The sequence below is a fragment of the Corynebacterium sp. PCR 32 genome (genome assembly GCF_037464985.1).
Classification (GTDB): domain Bacteria; phylum Actinomycetota; class Actinomycetes; order Mycobacteriales; family Mycobacteriaceae; genus Corynebacterium; species Corynebacterium kroppenstedtii_D.
In genome coordinates this window covers 652742-669362 of the sequence record NZ_JBAHVL010000001.1, presented here as the reverse complement: position 1 = coordinate 669362, position 16621 = coordinate 652742, and the positions used below count along the sequence as shown (strand labels likewise).

At 53.7% G+C, this 16621-nt stretch carries 11 protein-coding genes; 8 read left to right on the top strand and 3 right to left on the bottom strand.

Annotated elements, in window-relative coordinates; all coding sequences use genetic code 11:
* Positions 1-8 precede the first annotated feature (8 nt).
* Positions 9-974: a hydrogen peroxide-inducible genes activator gene (locus V5S80_RS02810; protein ID WP_395169205.1), complete on the bottom strand. Its 966-nt coding sequence runs from the start codon at positions 972-974 to the stop codon at positions 9-11.
* A 114-nt stretch (positions 975-1088) separates the two neighbouring features.
* Between V5S80_RS02810 and V5S80_RS02805 the strand changes: the two genes are divergently transcribed.
* The 6 genes from V5S80_RS02805 to hrpA all read left to right on the top strand — a co-directional run bounded on the left by V5S80_RS02805 (position 1089) and on the right by hrpA (position 11643).
* Positions 1089-1685, top strand: a complete 597-nt coding sequence (locus V5S80_RS02805; protein WP_395169204.1) for a peroxiredoxin — start codon at positions 1089-1091, stop codon at positions 1683-1685.
* Positions 1686-1694: 9 nt separating this feature from the next.
* The gene (locus V5S80_RS02800) at positions 1695-2219 is read left to right on the top strand and encodes a carboxymuconolactone decarboxylase family protein (RefSeq protein WP_395169203.1); all 525 of its coding nucleotides are present in this window, start codon (positions 1695-1697) and stop codon (positions 2217-2219) included.
* 212 nt (positions 2220-2431) lie between these two features.
* Positions 2432-4114, top strand: coding sequence for an ABC transporter ATP-binding protein (locus V5S80_RS02795; RefSeq protein WP_395169202.1), 1683 nt, complete (start codon positions 2432-2434; stop codon positions 4112-4114).
* A gap of 4 nt (positions 4115-4118) precedes the next feature.
* Entirely contained in the window at positions 4119-5627 is a 1509-nt protein-coding gene (locus tag V5S80_RS02790) for an ABC transporter substrate-binding protein (protein ID WP_395169201.1), read from the top strand.
* Positions 5620-7383, top strand: coding sequence for an ABC transporter permease subunit (locus V5S80_RS02785; RefSeq protein WP_395169200.1), 1764 nt, complete (start codon positions 5620-5622; stop codon positions 7381-7383). Before V5S80_RS02790 ends, V5S80_RS02785 begins: the two co-directional genes overlap by 8 nt.
* Positions 7384-7440: 57 nt before the next feature.
* The gene (hrpA, locus tag V5S80_RS02780) at positions 7441-11643 is read left to right on the top strand and encodes an ATP-dependent RNA helicase HrpA (protein WP_395169199.1); all 4203 of its coding nucleotides are present in this window, start codon (positions 7441-7443) and stop codon (positions 11641-11643) included.
* Between the two features lie 57 nt (positions 11644-11700).
* Here the strand turns inward: hrpA and nrdR are convergent, their stop codons facing one another.
* A complete protein-coding gene (gene nrdR / locus V5S80_RS02775) occupies positions 11701-12159 on the bottom strand; it encodes a transcriptional regulator NrdR (RefSeq protein WP_395169198.1) in 459 nt (152 codons plus the stop codon).
* 847 nt (positions 12160-13006) lie between these two features.
* Between nrdR and lexA the strand changes: the two genes are divergently transcribed.
* On the top strand, positions 13007-13741 hold the full coding sequence (gene lexA / locus V5S80_RS02770; protein ID WP_395169438.1) for a transcriptional repressor LexA: 735 nt from the start codon (positions 13007-13009) through the stop codon (positions 13739-13741).
* Positions 13742-13830: 89 nt separating this feature from the next.
* Here the strand turns inward: lexA and ptsP are convergent, their stop codons facing one another.
* Positions 13831-15513, bottom strand: coding sequence for a phosphoenolpyruvate--protein phosphotransferase (gene ptsP, locus V5S80_RS02765; protein ID WP_395169197.1), 1683 nt, complete (start codon positions 15511-15513; stop codon positions 13831-13833).
* Between the two features lie 321 nt (positions 15514-15834).
* Between ptsP and V5S80_RS02760 the strand changes: the two genes are divergently transcribed.
* A complete protein-coding gene (locus V5S80_RS02760; RefSeq protein ID WP_395169196.1) occupies positions 15835-16614 on the top strand; it encodes a DeoR/GlpR family DNA-binding transcription regulator in 780 nt (259 codons plus the stop codon).
* Positions 16615-16621: the final 7 nt, after the last annotated feature.

Here is a 16621-nt window from a genome sequence, read left to right as displayed (position 1 = left end):
CAATGGTTTTACGCGAGGAGCCTCGTATCTTGCGTCACTTTCTCGAATGCTCTGGTGATGTGGCGACCTATATGTTGGAATTGCTCACCTCTACTCGGTGACGTACTAGACCGATATGCGAGGCCAATTTCACGATGGCATGGAACCGAACCCTTCTTAAAGGTAGCGATAGCGACACCCTCCTGATGAGCTTCAACAGGGAGGGCTGAGGCTGGTACCAAGGTGGCCCCGAGTCCTCCTGCCACGCACTGCACAACAGTCGTCAAACTAGCGACCCTTGTGACCGCTTGGTTTGCCTTTGATCCTCGCCCAGTTCGACGACAAAGGTCCAATACTTGATCACGTAAACAGTGTCCGTCATCAAGAAGAAGAAGGTTAAGTTTGTCCAGCACCTTCGGATCGACGTGTCTCCTGCCAGCTAATTCATGTCCTTCAGGAACAACAAGAAAGAAGTCTTCGTCATAAAGGTGTTGTTCAATGAGCCCACTTTCGCCGGAAGGTAACGCGAAGACAGCGATGTCGATAGTGCCCTGCTTCAAACTTTCAATAAGGCGATGGGTTTGTTCTTCGACAATGTTTGGCTGAACATCTGGCATCTCCATGCTAATCAGGTGGAGAAGGTCAGGGAGGATATAGGGGGCGACTGTCGGGATAACACCAATGGTCACTGGCCCAGACAGCGAATCATTGACCCCCCGGGCGTGGGAGACAAAATCGTCCGTGGTGTCCAGGGCTGCACGAGCATAGGGAAGGAGAGCCTGGCCGGCTGCGGTCACAATGACTTTTCGGGTCGACCGTTCGATCAGTTGCAGGTTTAGGCCACTTTCCAGAGCGACGAGGGCTTGGGAAAGTGATGGCTGTGATATTCCTAAACGTGCTGCTGAGGTACTAAAATGGCGGTGCTCTGCGATGGTTACGAAGGCGCGAAGCTGAGCAATGGTCGGGCGGTACTCTTTATTCTTCATATTTTTCATAGTTATAACTGTACACTACATAGTTAAGTTTTACCTCTTGACACGCCCGATAAATCATGTCATCCTTTATAACGTCAGGTTTTAACCAGTCATACCATTTATCAGGAGGACCCCATGGCATTACTGACCATCGGCGACCAGTTTCCAGACTTTACATTAACTGCACTCAAAGGTGGCGACCTCCGCGAGGTCAACGCGAACCAGCCCGAGGACTACTTCGAAGAGATCAATAACCAATCACACCACGGCAAATGGCGCGTCATCTTCTTCTACCCGAAGGATTTCACTTTCGTTTGTCCTACCGAAATCGCCGCGTTTGGCAAGCTAAATGATGAGTTTGCAGACCGAGATACCCAGATCCTCGCCGGTTCTGTCGACAATGAGTTTTCCCACTTCAATTGGCGCGCAACCCATCCCGACTTGAAGTCCATTCCTTTCCCCATGCTATCGGACATCAAGCACGATTTAATTAGCGCGCTTGGAGTTGAGAACTCTGGCGGTGTCGCCGACCGCGCCACCTTTATCGTTGATCCCGACAATGTGATCCAATTTGTATCAGTCACACCCGATGCTGTTGGCCGGAATGTCGACGAAGTCCTTCGTGTTCTCGACGCACTTCAGTCTGAGGAAGTTTGCGCCTGCAACTGGCAGAAGAATGACCCCACCAAGAACATCAACAAGATGGATGTTCTTACTGACGAGTTGAAGTGACGGTCAGCCATGTCACTTAACAACCTCAAAGAGGGGCTGCCCGACTATGCAAAAGATCTCAAGTTGAACCTGGGAACACTCTCTCGTTCGACCGAGCTCTCCGAACAGCAACTGTGGGGGACTCTCCTGGCAACAGCTGCGGCAACTCGCAACGACACTGTCATGTCCGAAATTGCTGAGGAAGCATCGCAACACCTCTCAACGGAATACATCGATGCAGCTTACGGTGCCGCATCAATTATGGCTATGAATAACGTGGCTTACCGTGCAAAGTCCTTTCTAGGACCCGACTATGCACAAATTCGGATGGGGCTACGCATGAACATCATCAACAAGTCTGGCATTGACAAGGTTGATTTTGAACTCATGGCCCTCGCCGTGTCCACCATTAACGGCTGTCACGACTGCACGAAAGCTCACGAAAAGACAGTAATCTCAGAGGGGCTGACCAAGGAGCAGGTATTCGAAGCTATCAAGATTGCAGCGACCCTCCAGGGGGTAGCGCAAGCTATCCACATCGAGGCTAGTCGCTAATGTCATTACTACACTGATATACACGAAGGGCCCTCGGCATCCATTCTGCCCAGGGCTCTTTTTGGAGGACTGTCGCGGTAGTCACACCTCGCGGTGATGGGCCCTCAACGCCACATTCTTTACAACCGTTTTCAATAAAAATCCACCTGTCGTTTACAATTCTGGTTCACAACCAATTGTTAGTTCGACGGGTAAAAGGAGAACGTTGCCCTGTGGCTCGCGATACACTTCCCGGTTCCCTTACCTTCCGGGATTTTTCTGTCGTTGCGAAAGCACCCAAAACCCTCCCTTCGGCCAGACTGACAGACCTGACACCCCCTCACTCATCCGACACCCTTCTCCACGTTGATGACCTCCACATCGAACCCGGGGAATGGTTAATTATCTCCGGCCCGTCCGGCGCTGGTAAAAGTCTTTTCCTTAACTCAATTATCAACAATTCCGCTCCCCCCGGAGAGGCATCATCGCTACCAGTCTCGACGTCCCCTCATCGGACCAGGACCACAGGCCTATACTCCACCGGCTATTGTGCCGTCACGGGACGACTCGGCCTGTGTTCCCAGAACTCCTCGACATCGCTCGATCCACTGACACCACTGGGGACACAGATTTCGTACGGCGTCCCGACTACGTTACGGCACCAGGCAATGGCCAAAGCCCATGACATGCTTAACAGCGTCGGCGTCGACCCTCAACGCTACCCCCTAGAGCTTTCGGGCGGGCAGCGCCAACGAGCATGCCTCGTTCTCGCCCTCATCCACCACCCTGACATCCTCATTGCCGATGAAGCAACCAGCGCGCTCGACCCTGCCACATCACTTGCAATCAGAGACATCATCCACGACTTTCATTCCACACACCATCCCACCATTGTGATGGCGACACACGACGTGCATGCATTCACTCCCTTGGCAACACGCCACTGCCATATCAACGACGGAATACTCACCGAATACACATCCGACACCGATGCGCAGGCTCAATCTAATTCCGCTCCCCCATCGAGAAAACACGTATCTATCACGCAGAATGATATACATTCACAACAGGGACATAAGAGAAATACCGACACAGTTACCACGAAGGATATAGGTAGTCGTGCGGCAACAGAATCAGCGGAAATGGCTACTTCTCCCCTCGTATGCTTGGAAAAAGCGACACATGAGGGACGATTAAATAGCTGCTCACTCAAGGTTTATACCGGCGAACGAATCGGCATCATAGGACGGTCGGGATCCGGGAAGACAAGCTTGTTGCAAGCAATTATGGGAAGCCTTCCACTCGACAGTGGCCGCCGTCAAGCACCTGACAATCATGGCTGGTGTTCCTTCGTCCCGCAACAACCCGATGCAACCTTGCATCCCCTGATGACCGTCCACTCGATCATCCGAGAAGCCACCCGCATCGCGAAAACCGACGAACCTGACTATGAGGATATAGTTGCCTCCTTGGGCTTGCCCAAAGACTGCCTCACACGTCGACCCCACCAGCTCTCTGGTGGCCAGCGCCAGCGCGTGGCGCTGGCACGTGCCATGGCGACTCGACCTTCCGTCATCCTTGCCGATGAAGTTATCTCCGCTTTAGATACACAGAGTGCACTGACGACGATGTCCACTCTCGCCTCATATCAACAAAAAACATCATGCGGAATCGTGGTAACCGGCCACAATCTGACCTTCATGATGTCGTCATGCGATCGTATCCTGGTTATCGATGGGGGGCACATCGTCGATGATCAACCAGCAAGCGCAATCACGCGTTCGCCTGTGTCCCATACGGTAGACCTCCTCCACGCTGATCATGTCTACCGCTGCGCCTCAGGCCTCGACACCACACCGACGATCAACCCCTCGCCCGTCATACCCCTTGGCACGACCTCCTACCGAAAGGACTAAGACCATGAGGCCACAATTTAAAGCTCTCTCCATCCCCTTTGCTGTCATCACACTTGCTGGCTGCTTCAATAATTCACACTCAAACAATAACGACACCGCCACCATTGGATTATCCTTCGCACCCTCAGCTGGGATGTCCCTATACTCCGGCGATGCCGTCAAGATCAACCAATTAGGCATTGGCGAGACCCTGGTGAATCTGGGCGATGATAACCATGTCTCCCCAGCCCTGGCTACATCCTGGTCCACTGACTCCCCGCGATCAATAACCTTCCATCTTCGTAAGGCAATATTCCAGGACGGCACCCTGTTGACTGCCCAGGCGGCAGTCAACAGCCTCAATCATGCATGGAATGCCACCACACGCCCACGAGCGCTAGGGAAAGCACAGCTGAACTTCGAGGCACAAGATGACCACACATTAACAGTCAGCTCGGAGCAGGACGATCCCATTCTCCTCCAGCGCTTTGCCGACCCAGGAACAATTATTCTGTCGCCTGACGCGTTCGGCAAAAATACAGGCGGCAAAAAAGAACCACAAAATGATAACCCAGACCTGATTAACCACGGAACAGGACCGTTCGCACTGGTCAGAAAGGCCACTACCAGCCAGGCTGATTTGAAAGCCCATGATCAGTACTGGGGTGGCACACCAAAACTGCGTTCAGTGACAGCCAAATTTATCACTGACGCCGGCGCTCGAACAGCGGCATTTCGGTCAGGGGAAATTCAACTCGCGACAACAATCCCCATAGCACAGGTATCGCAGATAGACAACGGCAATGCGAACCTCAAATCCGTCCCCATCCACCGCGCTGTTCTCGTTCACTTGAACACTAAAAACGGCATCTTTGCTGACCCTGGCCTACGAGCTGCAGCACGCCAAGCTATTGACAGCACATCCATCACTAACTCTGTATTCGAAGGAAAAGCAGACGCTGCTACCGGTCATCTGTTTAACACCTCCGACAGCTGGGCACGAACCCCCGATAGCGCATCGGCAAGTTCTGTTCACGCCATCCAACCCTCGAATCAGAAAATCAAGCTTGCAACGTGGACTGAGCGCGGCGAGCTCCCCGAGACTGCAACGATTGTTGCTGATGAACTCCGTCACGCCGGGTTCACCGTTGACGTCACTGCAAAAGATTTTAATTCGCTAGAAAAAGAGCTCTACGCTGGCCAGTTCGATGTTGTGATCGGGAGTCGCAACTACCTAGCTGATGCTGCTGATCCCGTGACATATCTTCAGTCCGATTATACCTGTGAAGGCACGTATAACTTGTCACATATCTGTAATCCAGAAATTGATGCTCAGGTTACCCAGGCACTGACAATTTCTAATCCCAGTGAACGACGCCAGCGCGCGGCTGAGATTGGTGCTCTCATTGTCGCGGATAATGCTGTTATCCCTGTTGCATTTTCACGTGGATATACTGCCGTGAATGGATTGAAAAACATCGTCATCGACCCATATGAGCGCCGCATTCTGACAGGTGATACCGAACGTGATTAGAACGTCTTCGCATCACCGTAACCGCTTCGCGTACCGGTCCATCGTGGGCAGTGTAGCAACGACCGCTTTCACTTTCGTCGCTGGATTACTGTTCGCTGCAGCCCTCCCGTGGCTGTCCGGCCGTGACATCGCTGAGTCGGTTTTCCGAGCGCGAGAGCCAGAGGGCACCCCAGATCCTGATGCCCTTGAGAATATTCGACGTCAACTGGATCTCCCATCCAATCCGCTACAAGGAATGGGACAATTCTTTACCGGCCTTATTCATCTTGATGGTGGCCCGTCATGGGCAAACCCGTCGACGTCCGCCTGGGACGTCGTCGTTGCAGGCGTCGGCCCCTCGCTCTTTATTACGTTTACAGCGGTGGCCACGGGGACACTCATCGCCTGCGGCGTGGTCTGGCCACGGATTGTTGCCTACTCTCACGGTCGTTCCACTCGAGCAGGTTTATTTTCCACCGCGGTCCTGTCTTCTCTTCCTGGATTCGTTGTCGCTAGTCTTGTGATCAATGTTGTTGCCATACACCTGCAATGGTTTCCTGCGACTGGATGGGATGGTTTTAACTATGCCGTTCTGCCTGTAGCATCAATGAGTATCCCGATCGCTGGGGTCCTCTCCCGTATCCTTCTCATTGCCGTGGACACTGCCGCGGCAGAACCGTGGGTCACGACCTGGTTAGTGAACGGAATACCGGCCCACCGTGTCCGACGCAGTTTAATTCGACGAGGCTTTGCCACACTAACACCGCAAATTTTCCTCTTTTTCGCCGGTACCCTGGCGTCAACTGCTCTTGTTGAGAATATTTTTTCTATACCCGGCCTCGGCCGGATCGCTGTCGACGCGGCAACTCAACAGAACGTTCCCGTTATGCAGGCCTTACTGTCCTTAGTCCTTGTCGTTGGTGCAATCTGTGGTTTTATTTCGAAAGCCATTCACTACGTCATGATGCGCCCCATTGTGCGGTCGCACAATGCCAGCCTCGCCCGCACAACACCCCACATCAACCTCGCTTGGTGGGCGCCTTTTGTCATGTTAATTCCCCTGTCGGTTGGCCTCATTCTTGGTGCATTTCGATCATCGGCCATCACGCCGGGCGCCAGGCTCCAATCGCCATCCCTCAATCATCCATTGGGAACTGACCAAGTGGGACGTGATGTCCTGGGGCGGATGGCCGATGGAGCCATCCCAACCATCGGCATCGCAGTGATTACCACCGCAGTGTGTGTTGTCATCGGTATGATCGTTGGACTTGTCGGCCCGTGGGGTCGAGCGCTTGGAGACACGTTAAATGCTCTACCCGTCGTGTTTATTGGCATTGTTCTTGCATCCGTATTCGGCACTTCAGTGCGGACATCAGCAGGTGCAATTATGGCTGTCGGATGGATTCCTATCGCCGCTCACTGTCATACGTTGGCTGCTGAGGTTCGTCGGCAAGGTCACTATGAGTGGGCGCGTGATAGTGGTGCGCAATGGTGGCGGTTGTTCATCGTTCATACACTCCCGTTTGTGGCGCCTGCTGCTCTTCGTCATGGGGCTACGAGGGTGGGGCATAATATCCTCGCGCTCGCCGGGCTTGCATTTCTTGGAATCGGAGCTGGGCATGATTCACCTCAATGGGGGACGATGCTCAGTGAAGCCATGCCGTATGCTGGCAGGGCATTGTGGTTCGCTTTGTCGCCGACAATAGCACTGGTTCTCATTGGTCTAGCCACGACATTGATTGCTGATCACCTCGCTGCCGGCCGTGGTTCGCAATAGAGAGCGCTCCCGCCATAACAGTGCTGGTGGAACCCTCCCGGTAGACTGTGGCAAGTTATGACGAACACATCGAATCAATCGAACGACAAAGCTGTGGTGCAGGCCACTGGGCAGTTCTCTGAACAATCTGATGCTCCGTCCCGCAAGGCACTCTATGCGCACCTCACCGATGTCAGCTGCGCTGACGAGAATCGTTTCCGACGGCGGTTAAAGAAGGCCAGGTCACCTCACGCACGGCGTGCGATTGCACACGAGTTGACAGCGGCGCGTAAGCAGCATGCTGCGAAACTTGCTGCACTGCCGTCAGTTACCTATCCGTCCGATCTCCCTGTATCGCAGCGTGTCGACGATATTGCCGATGCCATCCGTGACCACCAAGTAGTCATCGTCGCGGGTGAAACTGGGTCTGGCAAAACAACACAGATCCCGAAGATCTGCTTAGAATTAGGTCGTGGGCGCAGGGGAATCATAGGACATACCCAGCCACGGCGGTTAGCTGCTCGCACTGTCGCTGAACGAATCTCGGCTGAACTCGGACAAGATATCGGTCACACCGTCGGCTATGCCATTCGATTTGATGACCAGGTCAGCCCATCGACAGCTATTAAGCTTATGACCGATGGTATCCTTCTGGCCGAAATGCAACGCGACAGATTTCTCCGCGCGTATGACACGATTATTATCGACGAGGCCCATGAACGAAGTCTCAACATTGACTTCATCCTTGGTTATATCAAACAGCTGTTACCACACCGGCCAGACCTCAAAGTAATTATTACCTCGGCAACCATCGACCCTGAAAAGTTCGCGCACCACTTCACCGATTCCGCAGGAAACCCCGCTCCCATCATTGAAGTATCCGGGCGGACGTATCCCGTTGAGATCCGTTACCGGCCGCCATATGTCGAACATGAGCGCCAAGACGGCTCCATCAGACGAGTCAATAAGGACCCGCATGAGGCTCTTTGCGAGGCGTGCGAGGAACTCATGGCCGCTGGCCCCGGAGACATCCTCTGTTTCTTTCCCAGCGAGCGCGACATCCGAGATGCCCAGGATGCAATAGACGCGCGTCACTGGGATGGAGTGGAGGTCACACCACTGTTTGGCCGTCTCTCCAACGCAGAACAGCACCGGGTTTTCAGCCCGCACCACGGTCGACGAATCGTGCTCGCCACCAACATCGCTGAAACATCGTTGACTGTTCCAGGCATTCATTATGTTGTCGACACCGGCACTGCCCGTATCTCTCGGTATTCGTCAAGGACGAAAGTCCAGCGGCTTTCCATCGAGCCTATTAGCCAAGCAAGCGCAAACCAACGTTCCGGCCGGTCAGGACGTATCGCAGAAGGCATTGCAATACGACTCTATTCCCAAGAAGATTTTGAGTCGCGACCAGAATTCACTGATCCAGAAATCTTGCGCACCAACCTTGCGAGCGTCATCATCACTATGACCTCGTTGAAGCTCGGTAATATTAATGATTTCCCGTTCATTGACCCTCCGGAACCGAAAGCGATTCGCGACGGCATGCTGGTCCTCCACGAACTGGGGGCACTGGACAATAGTGAAAACCACGGGCTACCAGTATTATCGGCAATCGGGCATGAGATTGCGCGAATTCCAGTCGATCCACGCCTCGCACGCATGTTGGTTGAAGCCCATCGCCGTGATGTCCTAGAAGCCACGTCCGTTATCGTCGCTGCGCTATCGATTCAGGATGTTCGTGAACGCCCGACTGAGTACGAAACGCAAGCCGATCAAGCCCACGCTCGTTTTAGAGATCCCACGAGTGATTTCATGTCGTACCTCCGCTTGTGGGCCTATATATCCGCAGTTAAAGATGAGTTGTCGGGAAATGCGTTCCGTAAACGGTGTCGGGAAGAATATCTCCACTACATGCGGGTACGTGAATGGATAGATTTTGTTCGACAGTTGCGACGCCTCGCCGAAGAGTTGTCCTGGCCCTGGGATCAAAATCGCCTCGTGCCGACAATACATGACAAGGACAACATCTGTGCGGAGTCACCCGGGATGACACAGATGAATACCTGCCCCACGATGCCGAGGATCGCTGTTGACCAGGATAGGCTTCACCAATCTATGTTGTCCGGGCTGTTGTCACAGACGGGTCTCCGAAGCGACGTGAAAAAAGAATACCTCGGTGCCCGGGGAACCCGGTTCGTGATCTTTCCCGGGTCGTCGCTGCATAAAAAGCCGCCTCAGTGGCTGATGGCGGCCGACATTGTCGAGACGTCACGGATGTTCGCGCGAGATGCGGCTGCGATTCAGCCTCGCTGGATCGAAGAACAAGCCTCCACGTTGCTGCGCCACCAATACACGGAGCCCCACTGGTCGCGGAAAAGGTCTGCGGCAATGGCATACCAACGCTCCACCCTTTTCGGGCTCCCCGTCGTCACAGACCGGCTTGTCCCCTACCATCGCATCGACCCCCGTGAAGCCCGCGAAATCTTTATTCGCAATGCACTCGTCGAGGGGGATTGGTCCACTCGCCACACGTTTTTCCACAATAACCGTGAGAAATTAACGTCCGCAGGAGAGCTTGAGGAAAAAGCCCGTCGCCGTGGTCTCCTCATTGATGACGACACGCTCTACGCCTTTTACGACGCACGGATTCCTGATTCAGTCACCACCGGCCATCATTTCGATTCCTGGTGGAAGAAGACAGGGCCACGGGACCCTGGTCTCCTTGAATTTGATCCAGACAAACTTCTCCATTCCGATGCTCAGGATATCCGTGACGAGGATTTTCCTGATCTGTGGCGGGCCCGGTCTGCAGATCTTGCACTAACCTACAAGTTTGAGCCCGGGGAACCTGATGATGGAGTGAGCGTGCGCATCCCGCTTCCCATCGTAGGTTCACTGTCCTCAGACGATCGATTCGACTGGAACGTGCCCGGCCTGCGCGGTGATCTTATAACTGCTCTCATTCGTACGTTACCGAAGCCCCTGAGAACGTCGGTTGTTCCTGCACCAGACTTCGCAGCCCAAGCAATGCGGATCATGCGCCCGTATGAGCTCCCACTCACCGAGGCTCTCGCTGATGCGCTCCGCGCTGTGGGTGGGATGGGAATATCCGCCACTGACTTCGATACCACTAAGCTGCCGCCTCACTTGCGGATGAACTTCCAAGTCATAGACCGACATGGACAAGTGATTGACCACGATCGTAACCTGGCCGCGTTGAAAGAACGACAGAGTACAGCAGCTACCCAGGCAATGTCCGCAGCATTCAAGAGACGTGCCATCCACACCACAACAACTAGCACATGCAATGACGGTGACGCTGCACATTTCAACGCACCTGTCGTCACGAAGAATAGTTCTCAGCACCACAGCACCGATCGTCGTAGCCAGGTCAGTAACACCGCCGGACCAGCCTATGGGCAGATCTACGACACCTGGAATGATGAAGGGATCGGAACTCTCCCTGAGACCATCGAGACTGTCATCGATGGTCAACCTATGACGGCGTATCCTGCACTGCGCGTCACGGCAGAGGGCGTCGAGGCTGTCACTTCTGCATCAAAGGCCACGGCCGAATCGATGATGTTCACTGCCCAATTAACATTGTTGTTACGTTCAATTAAGATCAATAAGAATCAGCTGGTTAAAGGCCTGCCCCTTCACCACCGTGTTGCCGTAGAACACTTTCCGCACGGTGGTGTGGATGGACTTGTCGATGATTGTCGGGTTGCTGCGATCAAAGATGCTTTAGTCAAACACGGGACTATTGAACGCTCTCCGACTACGTTCGACACTGTACAGCACAAGATAGCCCATTCGATACCATCGACCGCACGGCAGATGCTCGTCACGATGGCACCAGGTCTTGTATCGTACGACGCTGTTGTTCATGAGCTCAAGAATTGGGATGGGCCGGCCATCGACGACATCCAGAACCAGCTGGCTACTGTACTCCCCCGCAACGCAGTAACACGCTATGGCATTGGCCACCTCAAGCACCTGGATCGGTATATGAAAGCGATCACCATCCGGCTTGAAGATATGGAACGTGACCCTGACAGGGATGCCGATCGGCAGGATGACATCAACCGGCTTGAACAGGCATTCCGCTCAAAGCTGAATAGTCTTCCACGCCAGCGAGCACATTCTCCGGCAGCACGTGCAATCCTGTTTTCGTTACAGGAGCTTCGAGTTCAAGTGTTCGCTGAACGATTAGGCACCGCACAGAAAGTTTCGGCACAGAGAATTACCAAAGCCATCAATAAGCTTCAGTAATTCAGCCCCACGAACCGAGGTCGATCACGAGGCTGCTCGTGTGACGATTCTCGTTCATTACGCCTTCCGTGTACGGCGAGCTTTGAATTCCCTAATTTCTCGCTCGAAGTCTTCCACACTGCTAAATTGCTTGTACACCGAGGCAAAACGCATATAGGCAACTTCATCGAGTTGCCGTAAAGGCTCCAACACCGCGAGACCAACGTCGTTTGAACGAACGCGTGATCCTCCTTGGGCGCGCAAATCAATCTCGACTCGTTGAGCAAGAAGTTTCAATTGGTCTTCCGGTACCTCCCGCCCTTGGCATGCACGCTTTACTCCACGGATAAGTTTATCTTTGCTGAAGTCTTCTGTTACTCCGTTTCGCTTATCTACCAAAAGGACCGACTTCTCGACGGTAGTAAAACGGCCATCACATTTGCCGCATTGCCGGCGTCGTCGAGTGACAAAACCGTTTTCCACAGTCCTGGAATCAATCACTCGGGATTGTGAGTGATGACAAAAAGGACAAAACACGACGATGAACTCCTATCTGCATGGCTGTCCGCCCCCGACGAGTGCGATAGCGTTCTATCCTTCCTCAGAAGGGACCACCGTGACCGAGGATTGACCATACGTCGAGCGCTGGCCTGCATCAGTATCCCGTGGTTCCTCCCAGGCATAGAACAGGCTTGCGCCCATGAGTACCCCGAGAACGAGACTGTATGCCGCGATTCTACGTCGCTCGCCATAAGAAGAGCGACTGCAGGTGGACGCTGATCTTCTGGGCTTGTATCTCAGCCCCGCTGATCGGTGTCGAGAACTGACAGGAGCAGTAACGGTTCCAGTCCGCCGCGTCGGGACAGTATGTTGGCCGTGAACCTCAAGTCCTTTCAGGGGTAGTTCGCCGTGTCCGTGAGTATCAACGCTACGGCCGCGAGTGGGATGCATGTAGCTGTGAGTGGTTCGTGTGTGGGTTTGTACTGGCATGGGACATCCTTTCGATATTGTCGTAGATCCAAATGCAATCGAACATCTCATCCCCCAACAAGGGGACGATGACATGACAGCAAATGACCCCGACACAACAGCACATATTGTGCCATATATCGAACACAGATTCCTATTTGGCCATATAGAAACACTCTTTAGTTCGAACATTACGTAATTTTATTACTACATTGTCTGCAATGTTTTTACCCAGCAGCCATAACTCGACGAGAGGGGTAGCCAGCACCTCATCGAACGCACGTCCATCTTGAATTGGGTGATGTAGACTAACCTCACTGACATATTTGACACCAAGAATGTGGCCGTGAAATCCATGATCATTCGCACAGTCATGTCCATCGGTGGCGGCCAGACACTGAAAGAGACGAACGCTATGCCCGCGAAAAAAAACCGGAAATCGACGAAACCCAATCCCCATTCACTCACTGATCGGCAGCGCCGCATCCTCGACATCATCCAGGACGCGATTGTCCTGCGTGGCTATCCACCAAGTATTAGAGAAATTGGTCAAGCTGCTGGACTGACGTCAACATCGTCGGTCGCCTACCAACTTAAGGAACTTGAGAAAAAAGGTTTTCTCCGACGCGACCCTAATAAACCCCGGGCAGTGGGGCTGAAAATCACCGACCCTACGAGTACACCTAGGTCCCGCACCTCACCACGAGCAGATGATATACACGATTCCGTCATCCACGCCCCCGGCGGGGGAGAACACGATGAGAGTCAGCGTCCTACACCAGTTTTTGTACCGGCAATTGGGCGTATCGCAGCTGGCGCCCCGATCTTGGCTGAGCAAGAAATTTCCGATGAGTTCCCACTTCCCCGTGAGATCACAGGAGACGGTGAGCTGTACATACTGTCGGTGGTAGGCGAATCTATGCGGGATGCTGGAATTTTGGATGGTGACTATGTCGTTGTACGTTCCCAGAATGTCGCCGAACTTGGGGATTTTGTTGTTGCCATGATTGATGGCGAAGCCACGGTAAAAGAGTTTCACCGTGACCGCACCGGCGTGTGGCTTCTCCCCCACAACGATGCGTTTGAGCCCATCCCTGGCAACGATGCCACACTTCTTGGAAAAGTAGTTACAGTTATTCGGTCACTATAGTTTCGCCGTAACATGCACCACGTTGATCATCACCAGTCGTAGGCACATGTCACGGCTGTTACTCATCACCACACCGCAGCGCTGCGTTTTTACAGGGCCTTGGCGGCAGCTGCCTTCGCATCTGCAGCTGACGTAGCAGCGAGAGCTGCCGCAGCCATCGCCTGGCATTCTTCGAAGGTGAGGTCGCCAATTTGTGCACCCACACCAGCGGCTGATGGTGCGGCCACCGATAAGGAATTAACACCAAGGCCAGTTAGAACACAGGCCAGAAGAGGATCTGATGCCGCCTCACCACAGACTCCAACCGGTGTTCCAGTTTCTACACCCGCGGAACACACTATCTTGATAAGACGTAACACCGCTGGTTGCCAAGGATCATTGAGGTGTGCCAATGGCGAGGACAAACGATCGGCCGCCATGGTGTATTGCGTCAAGTCGTTTGTTCCGATCGACACAAAATCAACTTCACGCATAATTTCTGACGCGCACATCGCCACCGCGGGAACCTCGACCATCACCCCTGGTGTCAAGCTACGTTCACGGCACATGTCAGCAAACCACCGCGCTTCATCCACCGTGGCAATCATCGGAGCCATGACCCATGTTGGGGCGTTGACATGATTACTTGATGCGACCGCCTGTGCGATCGCATCAAGTTGGCGTGACAAGATATCTTGCCGGTCCCACGCGATACGTACACCACGGACGCCTAGCGCGGGGTTATCTTCTTTGTCAGCCTCCACGAATGGAACAGGCTTATCTGACCCTGCGTCAAGGGTACGAACGACGACCTTACCAGTCGGAAACGCGTTGAGGACCCGACTATAGGCCGCAGCCTGATCATCGACGGTTGGTTCCTTCGTTGATGACAAGAAGAGCAGCTCAGTCCGGAATAATCCGACTCCCTCAACGGCAGTCGACGCCGCGGATGCTGCCTGCGGACCATCCTGGACATTCGCGAGCAGTTGGACACGGTGCCCATCTTTGGTTTGCGCCGGACCTTCCCAGTGAGCAATTTTTTCCGCAAGCTGTGACCATTCATGTACCGCACTCGCCGCAGCAGTTTCATCCGGACGAATGGTCAACTCTCCAGCTGCTCCATTAATCAACCCTGGTGTCCGTTCCGATTCGATGTTCACCGGCGAGGTTCCAACAGCAACCACACAAGGGATGTTCAACTGGCGAGCGATAATTGCGGTATGCGAGGTTGGACCACCGCACCGTGTAACAATGCCGAGTACAAGTTCTGGGTTCAGCGTCGCGGTATCTGCGGGAGCAAGGTCATCAGCCAGGAGAATCGATGGGGAGGTCAATGTGGGAAGCCCGGGCTCAGGAATACCCTGCAGCTGAGCCAAGACTCTATCGCGAACATCTTCAAGATCAGCGACCCGCTCTGCGAAAACGCCACCGTTAGCGGTAAACATGTCGACAAATGATGCTGTAGCAGACACCGTCGCATCGATAGCGTTCCGTCCTTGCGTCGTTAGTTTCTTAACTTTCCGACGCCACCCGCGATCAGCTGCGAGTCCCGCCGTCGCGTTCACCACATCAGCAGCGTTTCCAACAAGACTCATAGCTCGATTTTTCAACGCACTAACAACCGCGTCAGCTGCACTCTCGAAGCGTTTATATTCCGCCTCACGGTGACCTTCGTCAACCTCAGCCCCCATTTCTGGCACAGCAGGGCGCGGAGCTACTACCGCGATCGGACCAAAGGCAACACCAGGGACTACGGCTTTACCTTTGATCACGGCAGATTGTTGAGTGTCCATTACAGTTGCTCCTCATCTTGGTTTTTGTGAAACCAAGTCTAGTTGTCAGGCCCGGAAATATACCATCACCAAAAGTGGGAAAAGTCACAAAACTATGTTCAAAACCTCACATTCACAGTAAAGTAAACACAAAACAACATGAATGTCACGCCCTGGACGGCCCCTTCATGTCCGATCGGAGACATTCAGACATGTCCTCATGACCGTTTTACAACAAAACGCGATACCCTTAGGAGCAAAGAAGCATCAAGACAACGTAACGCCAATGAATCAAACGCAGACGTAGCGTGAAACAAACGTGAAAGGACAAGTGACGCAGACATGTACGCAGAAGAAAGACGGCGACAAATCGCTTCTCTCACCGCCGTAGAAGGCCGTGTCAGTGTCACCGATCTGTCCGAACGATTCTCAGTAACGGCAGAAACAGTCCGTCGCGACCTCGCGCAGCTCGACCGGGAGGGCGCTATCCACCGTGTTCACGGTGGCGCCGTGGCCTCCACTAATTTCCAGACCCTCGAGCTCCCGATCGATAGCCGGACCAGAGCCGCCTCAGGCGCAAAGGCAGCTATTGGGCGTAAAGCGATGGACTACCTACCACCACAAGGTGCGGGCATTTTCCTCGACGCAGGTACAACAACTGCAGTCCTAGCCAACCACATAGCTGATTTATCATCAGGCCGTGGGTGGCCAATTGTTACCAACTGCCTTCCCATCGCCATGAATCTGGCCAGCCGAAACCTCACTGATCTTCAGTTACTCGGTGGTCAAATCCGCGCGATCACACAGGCGGTAGTCGGCGATACCGCACTGCGAACACTCGCATTAATGCGTGCCGACGTTGCCTTCGTCGGCACTAACGCGTTAACCATCGATCACGGACTATCAACCGCCGACCCCCAAGAAGCAGCCGTCAAGCGGGCGATGATCACCAACGCGAACCGTGTTGTCGCTATGTGTGATTCGTCAAAATTCGGCCGCGACTACCTGGTTAGTTTTGCTGCACTGAGTAATATCGACGTTCTTATCACAGACTCTGCCGCCCCGGAATCCTTCCTTTCCCAACTCCGCGAGCACGAAATCGATGTCGTCGTCGCACAGTAACAGGTCG